A 13,127-nucleotide genomic window follows, 5' to 3' on the forward strand; every position below is an offset into this window, starting at 1 on the left:
AACACTATGAACATCAGAAACCTTTTCAGAAAACAGTTGCGTTCGGTCATTGAATGGAAGGAACAAGACTCGCACATCCTGTTTCATCGCATGGCAACATCGACCGATGAAATCAAGAATTCAAGTAAATTGATTGTGGCCCCGGGACAAGGGTGTCTTCTCGTCTATGATGGGAAAGTGAAAGCCACGCTGACGGAACCCGATACGTATGAATTGGAAACGGACAATCACCCGTTTATCACGACAATGCTCAATCTGGCGCAAAGCATGGAGAGCGAGCACAAGATGCGTTTCTATTTCTTCCGCACGGCCGAACTGGTGAATGTGCTTTGGGGTACAGCCACTCCCGTGAAATACATGGAACCCAACTATAAGTTCCCTGTTGCTTTGGGAGCCTGTGGCAATTTCTCGGTGAAGATTGACGACGCAGCCACAATGTTCAGCACCCTTTTGGCCACGGTGAACGACTATACTTCCGGCGATGTGCGCGAGCTGGTCGTATCGCGTATCGTGGCCCCCTTGACGGCTTTCCTCGCCGAAAAGGCCTATCCCTACACCGAAGTAGACAAGCATTTGCTGGAACTGTCGACCGACCTGAAGGCACGCACTACGGAAGAGCTGCAACGCCTCGGGTTCATTCTGACCGACTTCCGTATCGATTCCGTCACTTTCGACGACGATACCCTGTTGCGCATCGGTAAGATTGCCGACATGACGGCCGAAAAACAAGCCGCGGCTGAGGTCGATCTTGACTATGTCGGCGTGCAAAAGTTAGGTGCATTGCGCGACGCGGCACGTAACGAGGGCGGCCTTGCAGGCGCAGGACTGCAATTGGGTGCCGGTGTTCAATTGGCAAAAGACATTTTTAAGACGCAGGAAACTTCTGAGACTTCTACCGGAACGACACCTGCTGATGTTGCCGTGCGCCTGAAGCAATTGAAAGGACTGCTGGACGAACAGCTCATCACCGAAGAAGAATACAACAAGAAAAAGGACGAAATACTCGAGAAACTATGAAAAGAATCATCATCATTGCCCTCGTCGTACTCATTGCCAATCTCCTCGCCGGCCTGCTGATAACGGCCTATTCGCCACTCAACCTGCTCTTCACGAGCATGGCCATCGTGGTCAACACGTTGCTGACAGTCCTGCTTTTCATGGGCCATGCTGAAAGCACACATCGCTTGAGTCTGGGCTTTGTCTTCGCAGGAGTGGGCATGCTAGAGTTCCTTACGGGCTTTTTCGCACCGCAACATTGGGCCGATAACTGGTGGCTGCTCGGCATGATAATCCTCACGGCCCTGCAATCCATACTGCTGTTCCTTGCTGTTTATTATTCAAAAGAGGCTTAGTCGCGCATGGCAACGAAAATCAAAGCAGTGAAATGCCCGCAATGCGGTAGCGAGAAGCACGAACAGATAGACGAGAAGCGGTTCAGATGCAAGAGTTGTGGCACGGAGTTCTTCTTCGATGATGACGACATCAACATCAATGTCAACCATCACTATGAGTTTCAGCCAAGCCACATTTCCAATACCTCCTTGGACAACAGAGTCAAAATCATTTTTGCGGCCATCTTAGCTCCGTTGTTATTCCTTTTCTTGTTTGTGTTTCCAATGTTCCGGTCGAACGATGGCAGCGGCTCTGACAGCGGAAGAAAAGATTCCATCCACGTGAGAGACAGTTACGAAGAGCTCGTGCCGATGCTGCACAACGGCAAACCTTGCTTCTTCTATCTGACCGACCGCGACTACAGAGTAGGCTATGGGGAAGACAATCCCAAGTACGTCAGCGGCTATTACTTCGGCTTTCGCGATGCAGCAACGGGGCAGGTGTTGAAAGAACAGTTGTTCATCTCGGAGAAAGATGCGAGCGACAACTTTTCTCTTTCGTTCTCCATGACCACGGTCTCTTATCTGCAGCAGGCCCATCGGTGGTTCATTGTGATAGGAAAGCATTATGTTTATGAAATCAATCCCAATACGCTGACCGTCACGGACGTTTCTCAGTCGCTTTTCAAGGGGAAACAGGCCATGAGCACAGGCATCTCTTCCATTGAATTCATCAGTGAAGACTACGGTGAAGGCTTCGAGGTGCACAACAACTTGGCCGAAACTTACTATTACTTCCCTGCCACCAAGCGGCTCTATACCGAAGAAGCATTCAAATTTGCCCGCAACCTTCCGCCCTCGGAACTCAACGGCGAGGTGCGTGACACGACCTATTTCGACCTGCAACAGGTGAATATCAGCGAGGAGACCCGTGCCGGTGGCCGGTTACGCCTTTGGAAACTTCGTGCGAAATACCACTTGGGCGACCCGCAGCAGGCTGGTTTTTATAACTGGATCAGCAAGTCTTACTCCTTCGACCCTGCCAATCGGCTCGTCAGTGCAGCCCCCCTCACCGACTGGTTCATTGGTTTCAACGGCAAAGTGCTTTATCAGAATGCGCAGTATATTCTGATAACCTACAACCCAACCCTGTCGGCCGATGCAAGTTCGGTCTTCCAACTGCGCAGCACTGACGGGCGCAGGCTTTGGACACAGGCGTTGAACCGATTTTCACGCGTCAGCAATGCCACGCGCAGTGGCGACAGCCTGTGGATATCGGGACGCAGAGACCATCGTAGCGGCGATGACGACCTCCATGCCTACAGTTTCAACATCAAGACAGGGATGTGGCAGCAAAGGGCCGCCATTCCTATCACATACAACATCAAACCTGAATAGCTGATGAAACAAGTTCTCCTCCTCGTTCTGCTTCTCCTTTCGCCAGCCGCATCGCATGCGCAAGAGAAATACATGGAGCACGATGCCGATGGCAAGTTGCGCGTCTTGGGATATATCAACAAGGAAACCGGAAAGAAAGAAGGTCATTGGATAGCCTACGGGAGCAACGGACGGAAAATACGTGAGACCGACTACAAGAACGGCGAGAAAGAAGGCCGTGAATACGACTATGACGATGCAGAGCGCGTCTATATCATGCGCACTTTCCGCAATGGTCTGCTCGACGGTCCCTACTTGCAATACCATGACGAGCCTTTTCGGAATGGTCGGTTACCCCTCTACGTGCGTTCCGTTTATCGGGATGGACAGCAAGAAGGCATGGAATATGTCTACGAATGCGACGGAACAATCCTCCACTGCAGGCGTTATGAGCAAGGAATGATGGTAACCGACACGAGCTATGCACACAACGGCATCTACATCACGTCATGGCGTCGCGTCACCGACCCAACGGCATTCAATGGTTACCGCTATAAAGAGGTGACGGAATTCACGCCTTACAAGCACCGGCCCGCTACTACACGGCAAAATAAAACGGCTCCGCAAAGAAGACATGCGCAGCCTAAGCGCGACAAACCGCAAGCCACACCGAAGAAGAACAAACTGCGAGTGGGCAAAAACGGTACCATAGAAGTGGGCTGAAGGCTTGGTATAGTTGACCGTTGACAAATGAACGGGTTAACGAATTGCATGCTTTGAGGCATGTAGGGACACACGGTTCGTGCGTACGCGCGGCGCGGTTGACAAGTAAACAAGTTGACAAGTGGACGAGTTGCATGAACACTCAGCTTGTTCACCCGTTTGCTCGTCAACGGTCAACTGAAAAACGGTAGGGACGCACAGACCGTGTGTCCCTACATTCATTCATAACGGTTTGCTGCGTCGGCCATATAGGAAAACAATCTCAGCCATTTTGTGCGGCAATCTCAGCCATTTTGTGCGGCAATATGGGCCATATTAGCGTGCAATCTCAGCCATTTTACCGCGTAATCTCAGCCTTATTGCGAACCGAGATGACTATGCCTGATTTCACTTTACACATTTTTGGTTATTGTTACTGATATTGTTTATACATTTTTTACTTGCTTCCTGAAAGATTTTACGGTTTGCATGAGACCTTCCTTGAAAGGGTTTACGTCATGAAACTTCTTTACATGCGGCTCGGAAGTGGCCCCGTCGGGTGCAAAGTTGAGAATTTTCCTTCATGGAACGAAATCTGACACCATGAAAAACATCAAAGGCTTCCGTCAGGGGACATGGGCATGGCGCTGTTTCTTTTGCACGGGGGTGAGCATGTCGTTGCTCATGTGTGGCCGTCGGTTGTTGTAGAAGTCTATAATGTGTGCAATGATACGCGTTGCCTCACGAAGGTTGGCGGGGTGTTTCGTGTGATAGAGCCATTTGGACGTGAGGATGCCGTTCACTCTTTCTGCGATGGCGTTGTCTGTGGGCTTGTGGTCTTCGGTCATGCTGATGGCCGCATGGATTTAGTTGAGCCTCGCGATGTAGACATTGTAGCAATACTGCGAGCCACGGTCTGAGTGCTGGGTAAGCGTAGACAGGTCGGTGCTACCGGCTTGTGCGATGGTCATGTCAAGGGCGGCCAACGTGTGGACGGCCCGCAGGCTTTCGAAAAGTGTCCAATCTATGATTTCGTGCGTGAACGCGTCGGTGATGATATGCAGGTAGGTCACACCCGCGTCGGTGTTGACGTAGGTTATATCTGCGACTCATAGTTGGCCGGGGCGTGTGGGCGTCATTCCCTTTACGATGTTCTTGTACTTGAAGTAGTTGTGGTTGGAGTTGGTCGTATGCCGGCAGCGTGCTGGTTTCAGGATAAGGTGGTGTTTGTGTAGGAGCTTGTAGAACTTGTTGCGACCGACCATCAGGTCCGGACTGATGCCCTGAGTATATAAAGCATTTTCTTGGTACCTATCCGGGGGCTTCGGCGCGGATGTCCCTCACGGCCTGGACGAATGGTCCGCTTCTTGAAACTACTGCGTGAACGGTTTGCCTTGCCTGAAGCGTAATAGCCTTCTCTTGTCTTCCCAAACAGCCGACTCAGCAGTCCGACCGTCAGGGTCGGGTTGTTGAGCTAAAGGCTGTCTGACTGAAATAAACTCACAACCGAAAGGTGTGTAAGCCAATATGAGATTATTTTAGTCTATTTATTTTTTTTTGTTTATTATGTAATTTTAACCGTGTTTACATTTATTAATCAGAATATAGTGTGTAATTTTGCAACGGAATTTTGATTTTGGATATCTTATTGGAAGTTTTTCTAAGGTAAAGAAAGCGAATATTTTGGTGTTCTTGATGACAAGACACTTTATTTATATCTATAATAATAAATTACATAAGGATTAATGAAAGAATTTCAGGAAAAAAAAATCTTAGCAGAACGAAAGAAGTATGTTTGCCCATCCATCAGTGTACATGCAATGATGTATGATCTTGCGATGCTTGATGCTTCATTTGTAGGTCTTGATACGCCTGGACAAGCTATGGACAGTGATGGCGGACTGACAAAGTATGGAGTTGGTGGTGAAGCCGGTGAAATTGAAAATGGCGGTATGCTCGACAATGCAAAATCATGGGGAAGTATTTGGGAGGACGAATAAGGACCAGGATTTTTGAAGTATTTGTAAAAAACAATCAAGAAACATTATTTTAAATGAAGAATAAACAACTAATTATACAATTGTTTGCCCTTGGAGCACTGATATTGAATTTTTGTGCTTGTGCTGAAGATAGTGTTGATAAGGGAAATGAGAATAATAATAACGGTGGCGTCAAACCTGTTCAAGGCTCTGAATTCCGTGGATATATAGATTCTATAGCTTGGCACGAAGGCGAGAAAGAGTCTTTGGTCGCATCTGCACATACCCGTATGACAGGCTTTTATGGTAAACTCAAAGATAATGTCAGGAAGGGTATCCGCTTTTATTTCGACCAAACGGAGGATGATCAATATACCAGTGCAGGTTATCCACTGTTTGTCAATCTTGGTACAGACGCTTCACCTGTTTGGCAGTATTATCCCAACAGTGGAACCATGACGGTTTTAGAAACGGACCCGGTCACCAATGGTGTTACAAAGGCTTCATGGGTCGGTTCTCAAAAACTGAATAAAGAGAAGTACAAGATAAGGTATGGCCGTAATGCAAATTCTAATCAGTCATATATTCAGACCCCACAAGTGCAACTTGAACCGGGAAAAGCCTCTAATCTTCGACAGTACGGTGATTATGCCACAGCTGATGCAGAAGATAATGGTGAGTACTATGCTTTTGTTTTGAAGCATCATAGTGCTTATATCACTTTTTTCCCATATGCGGGTGCGGGTGACAGCCAGACAGCCTTGATGAACTGTAAGTTGCTGAAAGTGCGAATTACCTCAGATCAACGTATGGGTAGTGTCAGTTTCCCTGTTAATGATGCCGGTTACAACATTACATCATGGCCGACTTGGGGGCAGCAATATATCGATTTGGATTGTACTGATAATATCAATCAGCCGAATATTGTCAACTATTCTATCAAGGGAAATAAAGCAGACGCAGAGAATGCAGGAGGTGCAATCATGGTATTGGCACCGGGAACCTACACGAATGTAAAGATTGAATATGTTTTGTGGGATCCGGTTGTAGATACTTATGCCGTCTTCACAAAGACTACGCCGTCAATGACTTTGGCATCGGGCAAGAATTTCCAAGTGTTTTCTTCCTTAATTTGTAAGGACTACACAAGTCAATACTTTAATACCTACCACATGTGGGGTGCAACGGACTATTATTGGAATGCCTCTCGTCCGGCTCCGCATAATTGGAATAAAACGGGAAACGTTGGATCGAGTTCTAATGTACCACAGACAGGAAATCCAAGTTACTATAATGCTGTAAATGCAAATGCACAAGGAACTGTTGATGCACCTGCAGGCTCGTTGGACTATAATGCTCCTACGGTGAATCTATATGCTTGGTACATTGAAAAGGGCGATCCACGCTATGACAATTATCCCTTTACTTATGATGGGCATTTGTTTAACGGCCGTCTATGGTTCAAAAAAGCCAGTGTCATTGCCAGCGAAAATGGAACAACTGTAGCACAAATGTCCGCTGCAAGTTCTGCGTATAATGATATTTCTACCAGTTCTGCTAGCTGGCTATATAATGTATTTCCACCATCATGGAGTGAAGTGCAAGAATCTGAACGTCATAAATACTTTTTTATCTTGCCTTTAGGAGGATATATAAATGGAAGTTTGACAGGTATGACCAGAGGAAGTAATTCATCTCAATATATTTTTACTGCATATTGGTCAAGCACAGCATATTATAATAGTACTAATGTAAGTTGGGCGATTATGGCCAATTTGCGATATAACTATAGTACTATGTCTCTTTTTAGGGCTAATCTTTGGGTAAATTCGACTTATGGCAGCTCTGATGCATTAGGTAGTACGCAAAGTTACCGTTATACCGGTTTGCCGAAATGGCCGGGAGAGGTGCATACCTACGCCAATCCATAAGTGAAACAGTGAAAATAAAAAAAGAATTGAAAATGAAAAAGAATATCCTAATATGGGTTGCATGTACAGTTGCTGCTTTCGGGTTAAACAGCTGTGCTTCCGATGATGCGCCTGAAAAGAGTGAGGAAAGAAATACGGAAGGTATCAGTTTTGAAATTCCTGCAGAGAGCCAGGCGGCTTCGACTAAGGCATCACGAACGGGTGGTGTGAAACTGTCCGACAGATTGAAATTTGTTTGGTCGGAAACAGACTTCAACTATCTTTGGTGTGATGTGAACCAACAGGCGACCACTGCCAATTGGCAAAAGCCTACGATGCAGTACACCCTGTCAAGAGATAATGCCAATCCGGCTCAACTTACTTCGGTATCTTTTGTTTATCAGCAGTTGATGCCACTCGTCAAGCGCCAAAACGAGTCTGATTATAATAGCCCGACAAGTCTTTTCAATAAAGGTTATTATACCTTGCTTTACACAGGAGGAAGTAGTTCGCCGACAAAGGTAAACATCCGTAGCGTGCAAAATCAGACCGGAACTGCGGGTTATGCGGACAAGTTAGGAGAGAATGGTGACTGCTTTGTAGCTTATGCTGCAGCTTTGTGGGGCAATCAGACACAGAGCTACGACTCAAATTTGGGAATGTGGACATATACCTATAAACGTTATCGTGTTTATGTCGGGGATAATGTGAGTGGAGAGAGTGTATTGAACTCAACTTATCAGCCTTATTCTCATGGCATATACTATACAACCGGACACAAGGCAAGCTATATAACATTCTTGGTGTATAATTCTACAGGCGCTCTGCCCGCTACTTATATCACCCAAGTGAGTGTCACCGTGGGCAATCAGAGTATTAATGGTGAGTTGAACTTTAGTGTCAATGGCATTGATCTCAGTACGCGTCCTAATACAGTTGCGAGCAAAACGACCGCGCTGAACATCACCGACGGACTTTCGGTTGCCGGTAATTCTACAGATGCGCAGCAGAAAGCTGCTGTGATGGTGGCACTTCCCGGCGAATATCAGAATGTACAGGTGAGTGTACGCCTAAAAGATTCTGCAACGGGAATTATTCGTAATGTTAACAGGAGTTATCCTAAATTGAAATTGGAAGAGGGTAAAAATGTCCCACTACCAATCAAGATTGATTAATAAGACTGATTTTAGGAAAATGCGGAGTACACCTTGAGTGTGCTCCGCTTTTTTATAATGGATTTATAATAGATACGTAAGTTCGGGATAAGGCGCTTTCCAAATAGAAGTGCAAAATCTTGGTGGTGTTTGACACCATGAAAAACACGTCTGTTCGGGATAAGATAGTCTTGTAGGAAACGCTATGAGCATATTCAAAAGAGGGCACTCTTTTTTACAATATGGAAACAGTACTACTAAAATAAGATAGCATTTATTTTGCCAATCACTAAAAACTCAGTACATTTGCAACCATATTTACACTAAAAATATGGATTGGTTAATTAATCTTTTTACCACAACTGACTCAATAGCCCACATTGCATTGCTCTATGCCATTGTAATCTCTGTCGGAGTCCTATTGGGCAAAGTGAAAGTAGGCGGTATTTCATTGGGCGTCACCTTCGTACTCTTTGCCGGAATTCTCGCAGGTCATATAGGCTTTACTGCTCCTATCAATATCTTGGGATTCATACAGGACTTCGGACTTATTCTCTTTGTGTTCTGCATCGGTCTTCAGGTAGGACCGGGCTTCTTCGAGAGTTTCCGCAAGGGGGGAGTGACCCTTAATCTGCTGACCACGGCAATTATCTTGCTCAACATTGCCGTGATGTTCATTTGCTATTGGGTCTTTTTCGACACAAGCAATGTCAACAACCTCCCAATGATGGTCGGCACGCTCTATGGAGCTGTGACCAACACACCCGGACTTGGTGCGGCCAATGAAGCCCTTACGAGCATCTTTACACCCGGCAGCATGCCTCAGATTGCATCGGGATATGCCTGTGCCTATCCGCTTGGCGTACTGGGCATCATCGGTGCAACCATTGCTATCCGCTATATCACGCGTGTGAAATTAGAGAAAGAAGAACAGAACCTTGCTGAACAAGAGGATGAAAATCCACACGCAAAGCCTCACCAGATGCATCTGAAAGTGAGCAATGCCTATATTGCCGGACGCACACTGCTTGAGATTTCCCAATTCCTCAATCGTGATGTCATCTGTTCGCGACTGCTTCACGATGGCGAAGTGACTATCCCTAATCGTGACACCATCTTTAGCCTTGGCGATGAAGTGCTCATTGTGTGTACCGAAGCCGACGCCGAAGCCATCAAGGCTTTCATCGGCCCGGAGATAGACACGCCATGGCACACAGAGGCCGAAATACAACCACTGATCAGCCGCAGAATAGTCGTGACCAACCCTGCTATGAACGGCAAGACATTGGGAAAAATGCACTTCTCAAGTGTCTATGGCGTCAATGTCACCCGCATCACCCGCCAAGGCATGGACCTCTTTGCCGGCCGTAATCACCATTTCCAGATTGGCGACCGCATCATGGTAGTTGGTCCCGAAGACAATGTGAACCGCGTGGCCGACATCATGGGCAACAGTATAAAGCGCCTCGATGCACCCAACATCGGTACCATCTTCATCGGAATCATCATCGGTATTCTCTTCGGGAGCATTCCACTCGCTATCCCGGGCATGCCGGTTCCCTTGAAACTCGGTATCGCCGGCGGCCCACTGATTATCGCCATATTCATAGGCCGATTTGGCTATCATTTCAAACTTGTTACCTATACCACAACCTCGGCCAACATGATGCTACGCGAAATAGGACTCGTGCTCTTCCTTGCATCGGTGGGCATCAAGGCCGGTGCAGGCTTCTGGGAAACAGTTGTGCAGGGAGACGGACTGAAATATGTCTATACCGGCTTCCTCATCACCATCGTTCCCATTCTGATTGTGGGAACGATTGCCCGCCTACGCTACAAGTTCAACTACTTCACCATCATGGGTATGATTGCCGGTTCATATACCGACCCCCCGGCACTGGCCTACGCCAACAGTGTCTGCTCGCGCGAAGCACCGTCTGTGGGCTACTCCACCGTCTACCCTTTAAGCATGTTCCTGCGCATCTTTACGGCTCAGCTCATCGTGCTGTTCTGTTGTGGGGCATGAAACATTTTCTTTCCTAATTGTTTGGAGGTTAAGAAAAATAGTCTTACCTTTGCTGCCGTGAAGCAAAACCATTTGACATATCGCATATATATAAAAGGTATAACGCCGATGCAGAGAAACTTCAACTTCTCTGCATCTTTTAACGCTTATTATTTGGTTAATCCAAATAATTTGCTAACACACACACACACACACACACACACTTAGCGCACCTGGCGTTTAAACGTCTTCACGTACGCGCGCGCGAAGAGCGCGTAACACCAATAAACAAAGGGCTTCTCGGAGTTCCCTTTGTTCGCATATTCGTGTCCCTTTACGAGCAAAAAATGAACGAAATAAGGGAGCAAAATGTAGGGACGCACGGCTCGTGCGTCCGCTCACCATGGTTGACGAGTTGGCAGTTAGCGGGCCATTGGAGCGGACGCACGAACCGTGCGTCCCTACATGCATTCGCAAACAAAAAGACGCAAAAGGAAGCAAACGAAAAGACGCAAGAGCATGTAGGGACGCACGGCTCGTGCGTCCGCCCACCACAGTTGACGAGTTGGCAGTTAACGGGGTATTGGAGCGGACGCACGAGCCGTGCGTCCCTACATGCAGACAACAAATATATTCACCCTATAAATTAGAGATTATGAACAGAAAACAATTCAAAAAGAAACGGTATGTGAGTCCTTCAATTGAGGTCGTCGCTACCCAGTTCGATGGTCAGTCGCTACTGACTGCGTTCTCCAACCTTGGCGGGCACAACAAAGCCGGCGATGACGGAAACGACATCAATGATGCAAAGCGAGGAGGCTACTACGATGATTTCGAAGAAGAAGAGGAAGAAACTCCGCAGCCGTGGGGCCTGCAGTAACAAAACGTTTCAATGACTAAAAAAGAACAGAAGATGAAAACAAACACATTATCCCTGCTCGCATTTACAGGCGCATTGTTCCTGATGACAGCCTGTGCAAACGAAGAAACAAACAGCAAGCAAGAGCAAGCACAGAAACCCGACACCAAAGGCCTCACGGCTTTTGTCGTAAACAACGGAGCCACGAGAACCACGGCCGATTACGACGGCTCGGGACTGAACTTTTATTGGACGGAGGGCGACCGCCTGTGGGTGAACAATGGAACGTTGATACAAGACAACAGTAACAACATCACCGACCTACTCACCCCTAACCCCAAAAGGTCTGACGCTGTAAAACGGGCCGCTACAGCAAGGTTCTATTTCTCGGGCACCTACACGGCTCCCTCCTATCCCGTGCGCTACACGGGTAAGAATAGCACCGTGGGCGACAAAGTAATCATCAAGGACCAGCAGGCGCAGGCTCTGCCCAATGATGCCGCACACATCGGAGAGGACGGTGATTGCGGCACGGGAACAGCTATCAATTCGGGAGGAGGCTATAACTTCACCCTCGACCACAAAGCCTCTTATCTCACCCTGTTGCCCTATTCAACCATCAACTTCTCTGCTGCCGTGAAACTAACGCAGGTAAAGATAACCGCCGACGAAGCCCTTTCGGGGCAATTCAACTTCAACGACAGCGGCATCGACCTTGGCTCACGCCCCGCTCCCACGCCTGCTAACCGCAGTATTACACTCACACTCTCTGGTGGCGGCACCAACGGTTTCGTTATCCCTGTTGCAGCGGCCAAAGAATCCAATTCGCCCATCATGGTGTTACCTCCCGGAACGTACAATAATGTGTCTATCGAATACACCCTATACGACCAGTTCACAACGAAGACCGAGACTATAAAGAAGGAATATGCTACGCTTACCTTTGTCCCCGGTAAAAATAAAAAGATATCTACCAATCTGCAAATGAGAAGTTATATTACACCGATGGGATATTGGAGAGAGTTTGTCGGGCCAAATACGAACCAAGCACTGTGGTATATATATAGAGGAGACCCACATTTGGATCAAACTACCATTTTTGCAGCCAAACGTTCAGCCACATCGCCTGCCAACATTTGCTTGGGCGGTATATGGGTCAAGAAAGCGGCAAAGATTCCTGGCTTCACTGGTTCTAATGATCCCTTTGGGGTAAATCAGATATATTATTGGGAAACCTATCGTGTAGATGGTTATAGTGGCTATCTATCTAACATGAACAACGGCAATCTTGGTTCTCTTACAATAGGGATACCTGCCAATATTAGTGATTATTATTTTATTCCTTCGGTATTTGGTTATAATGTAGTAGATGGAGTTAGCATTAAGAGTGGTGACGGTATGATTCGCTATTGGGTAGGAACCCGTTTCTATGGGCATATGGTTCAAGGAAATGTGTTTGCAGTAGATATACCACCTGCCGTACCATCGGCAACCATAGGCGTTGGTTGTGGCTACAGTACTAACATAATGGCCTATTGGCAGGCGCAATAAAAATATGTTGCAAAGGACAAACAAAGGCTATCATCCTATGGGTGATAGCCGAATAAAATAAAGAAAGAATTATTTTTAGTTAACATATATATTCACTCGCTTATGAATGAAAAAGAGGCAAAGACGGAGGGCGTTGAGAGGAAGATGAACAGGCGATCGTAAGGCTGGCGATGCCAACTCCGAGGATAGGTTTTGTCTACTCCTACTTTAGACGAGATGTAGTCCTACTTTAGATGGCATGTAGTCCTACTTTACATCA

The 13,127-nt window shown here is 47.0% G+C and carries 14 protein-coding genes; 11 read left to right on the forward strand and 3 right to left on the reverse strand.

Annotated elements, in window-relative coordinates:
• The first annotated feature begins 6 nt into the window (after positions 1 to 6).
• The 4 genes from HMPREF9944_RS05355 to HMPREF9944_RS05370 are packed head-to-tail and all read left to right on the forward strand — an operon-like array spanning position 7 to position 3,431.
• Positions 7 to 1,017, forward strand: a complete 1,011-nt coding sequence (locus HMPREF9944_RS05355; RefSeq protein WP_008564984.1) for an SPFH domain-containing protein — start codon at positions 7 to 9, stop codon at positions 1,015 to 1,017.
• Positions 1,014 to 1,352, forward strand: coding sequence for a hypothetical protein (locus tag HMPREF9944_RS05360; RefSeq protein ID WP_008564985.1), 339 nt, complete (start codon positions 1,014 to 1,016; stop codon positions 1,350 to 1,352). The genes HMPREF9944_RS05355 and HMPREF9944_RS05360 overlap by 4 nt, the downstream gene beginning before the upstream one ends.
• Positions 1,353 to 1,358: 6 nt before the next feature.
• A complete protein-coding gene (locus HMPREF9944_RS05365; protein ID WP_008564986.1) occupies positions 1,359 to 2,729 on the forward strand; it encodes a hypothetical protein in 1,371 nt (456 codons plus the stop codon).
• Positions 2,730 to 2,732: 3 nt separating this feature from the next.
• Positions 2,733 to 3,431: a toxin-antitoxin system YwqK family antitoxin gene (locus HMPREF9944_RS05370; protein ID WP_008564987.1), complete on the forward strand. Its 699-nt coding sequence runs from the start codon at positions 2,733 to 2,735 to the stop codon at positions 3,429 to 3,431.
• Positions 3,432 to 4,036: 605 nt separating this feature from the next.
• Here the strand turns inward: HMPREF9944_RS05370 and HMPREF9944_RS12950 are convergent.
• The 3 genes from HMPREF9944_RS12950 to HMPREF9944_RS12960 are packed head-to-tail and all read right to left on the reverse strand — an operon-like array spanning position 4,037 to position 4,675.
• Positions 4,037 to 4,258, reverse strand: coding sequence for an integrase core domain-containing protein (locus tag HMPREF9944_RS12950; protein ID WP_008564988.1), 222 nt, complete (start codon positions 4,256 to 4,258; stop codon positions 4,037 to 4,039).
• Positions 4,259 to 4,276: 18 nt separating this feature from the next.
• Positions 4,277 to 4,510, reverse strand: coding sequence for a DDE-type integrase/transposase/recombinase (locus HMPREF9944_RS12955; RefSeq protein WP_155814617.1), 234 nt, complete (start codon positions 4,508 to 4,510; stop codon positions 4,277 to 4,279).
• 9 nt (positions 4,511 to 4,519) lie between these two features.
• Positions 4,520 to 4,675, reverse strand: a complete 156-nt coding sequence (locus HMPREF9944_RS12960) for a hypothetical protein (RefSeq protein WP_155814618.1) — start codon at positions 4,673 to 4,675, stop codon at positions 4,520 to 4,522.
• Positions 4,676 to 5,155: 480 nt separating this feature from the next.
• On the opposite strand from HMPREF9944_RS12960, the gene HMPREF9944_RS05385 reads away from it, so the two are divergent.
• From HMPREF9944_RS05385 to HMPREF9944_RS05410, 7 genes are all read left to right on the forward strand, one after another.
• Positions 5,156 to 5,410 (forward strand): hypothetical protein, encoded by a 255-nt coding sequence (locus tag HMPREF9944_RS05385; RefSeq protein WP_008564989.1) that lies wholly within the window; start codon positions 5,156 to 5,158, stop codon positions 5,408 to 5,410.
• A gap of 53 nt (positions 5,411 to 5,463) precedes the next feature.
• Positions 5,464 to 7,320 carry a hypothetical protein gene (locus HMPREF9944_RS05390; protein WP_008564990.1) on the forward strand — a complete coding sequence of 619 codons (1,857 nt, stop codon included), beginning with the start codon at positions 5,464 to 5,466 and terminating at the stop codon, positions 7,318 to 7,320.
• 32 nt (positions 7,321 to 7,352) lie between these two features.
• Entirely contained in the window at positions 7,353 to 8,474 is a 1,122-nt protein-coding gene (locus HMPREF9944_RS05395) for a hypothetical protein (protein WP_008564991.1), read from the forward strand.
• A 310-nt stretch (positions 8,475 to 8,784) separates the two neighbouring features.
• The gene (locus HMPREF9944_RS05400) at positions 8,785 to 10,479 is read left to right on the forward strand and encodes a putative transporter (protein WP_008564992.1); all 1,695 of its coding nucleotides are present in this window, start codon (positions 8,785 to 8,787) and stop codon (positions 10,477 to 10,479) included.
• Between the two features lie 326 nt (positions 10,480 to 10,805).
• A complete protein-coding gene (locus tag HMPREF9944_RS12725; RefSeq protein ID WP_081475815.1) occupies positions 10,806 to 11,108 on the forward strand; it encodes a hypothetical protein in 303 nt (100 codons plus the stop codon).
• Between the two features lie 5 nt (positions 11,109 to 11,113).
• Entirely contained in the window at positions 11,114 to 11,338 is a 225-nt protein-coding gene (locus HMPREF9944_RS05405; RefSeq protein WP_008564994.1) for a hypothetical protein, read from the forward strand.
• 33 nt (positions 11,339 to 11,371) lie between these two features.
• Positions 11,372 to 12,868 carry a hypothetical protein gene (locus HMPREF9944_RS05410; RefSeq protein ID WP_008564996.1) on the forward strand — a complete coding sequence of 499 codons (1,497 nt, stop codon included), beginning with the start codon at positions 11,372 to 11,374 and terminating at the stop codon, positions 12,866 to 12,868.
• Positions 12,869 to 13,127 lie beyond the last annotated feature (259 nt).

The organism is Segatella maculosa OT 289 (assembly GCF_000243015.1).
Lineage (GTDB): Bacteria > Bacteroidota > Bacteroidia > Bacteroidales > Bacteroidaceae > Prevotella > Prevotella maculosa.

What these genes read in the sequence shown, in the direction of transcription:
- HMPREF9944_RS05355 (WP_008564984.1), top strand. Translation starts at nt 7, where the DNA reads ATGAACATCAGAAACCTTTTCAGAAAACAGTTGCGTTCGGTCATTGAA.
- HMPREF9944_RS05360 (WP_008564985.1), top strand. Translation starts at nt 1,014, where the DNA reads ATGAAAAGAATCATCATCATTGCCCTCGTCGTACTCATTGCCAATCTC.
- HMPREF9944_RS05365 (WP_008564986.1), top strand. Translation starts at nt 1,359, where the DNA reads ATGGCAACGAAAATCAAAGCAGTGAAATGCCCGCAATGCGGTAGCGAG.
- HMPREF9944_RS05370 (WP_008564987.1), top strand. Translation starts at nt 2,733, where the DNA reads ATGAAACAAGTTCTCCTCCTCGTTCTGCTTCTCCTTTCGCCAGCCGCA.
- HMPREF9944_RS12950 (WP_008564988.1), bottom strand. Translation starts at nt 4,258, where the DNA reads ATGACCGAAGACCACAAGCCCACAGACAACGCCATCGCAGAAAGAGTG.
- HMPREF9944_RS12960 (WP_155814618.1), bottom strand. Translation starts at nt 4,675, where the DNA reads ATGGTCGGTCGCAACAAGTTCTACAAGCTCCTACACAAACACCACCTT.
- HMPREF9944_RS05385 (WP_008564989.1), top strand. Translation starts at nt 5,156, where the DNA reads ATGAAAGAATTTCAGGAAAAAAAAATCTTAGCAGAACGAAAGAAGTAT.
- HMPREF9944_RS05390 (WP_008564990.1), top strand. Translation starts at nt 5,464, where the DNA reads ATGAAGAATAAACAACTAATTATACAATTGTTTGCCCTTGGAGCACTG.
- HMPREF9944_RS05395 (WP_008564991.1), top strand. Translation starts at nt 7,353, where the DNA reads ATGAAAAAGAATATCCTAATATGGGTTGCATGTACAGTTGCTGCTTTC.
- HMPREF9944_RS05400 (WP_008564992.1), top strand. Translation starts at nt 8,785, where the DNA reads ATGGATTGGTTAATTAATCTTTTTACCACAACTGACTCAATAGCCCAC.
- HMPREF9944_RS12725 (WP_081475815.1), top strand. Translation starts at nt 10,806, where the DNA reads ATGAACGAAATAAGGGAGCAAAATGTAGGGACGCACGGCTCGTGCGTC.
- HMPREF9944_RS05405 (WP_008564994.1), top strand. Translation starts at nt 11,114, where the DNA reads ATGAACAGAAAACAATTCAAAAAGAAACGGTATGTGAGTCCTTCAATT.
- HMPREF9944_RS05410 (WP_008564996.1), top strand. Translation starts at nt 11,372, where the DNA reads ATGAAAACAAACACATTATCCCTGCTCGCATTTACAGGCGCATTGTTC.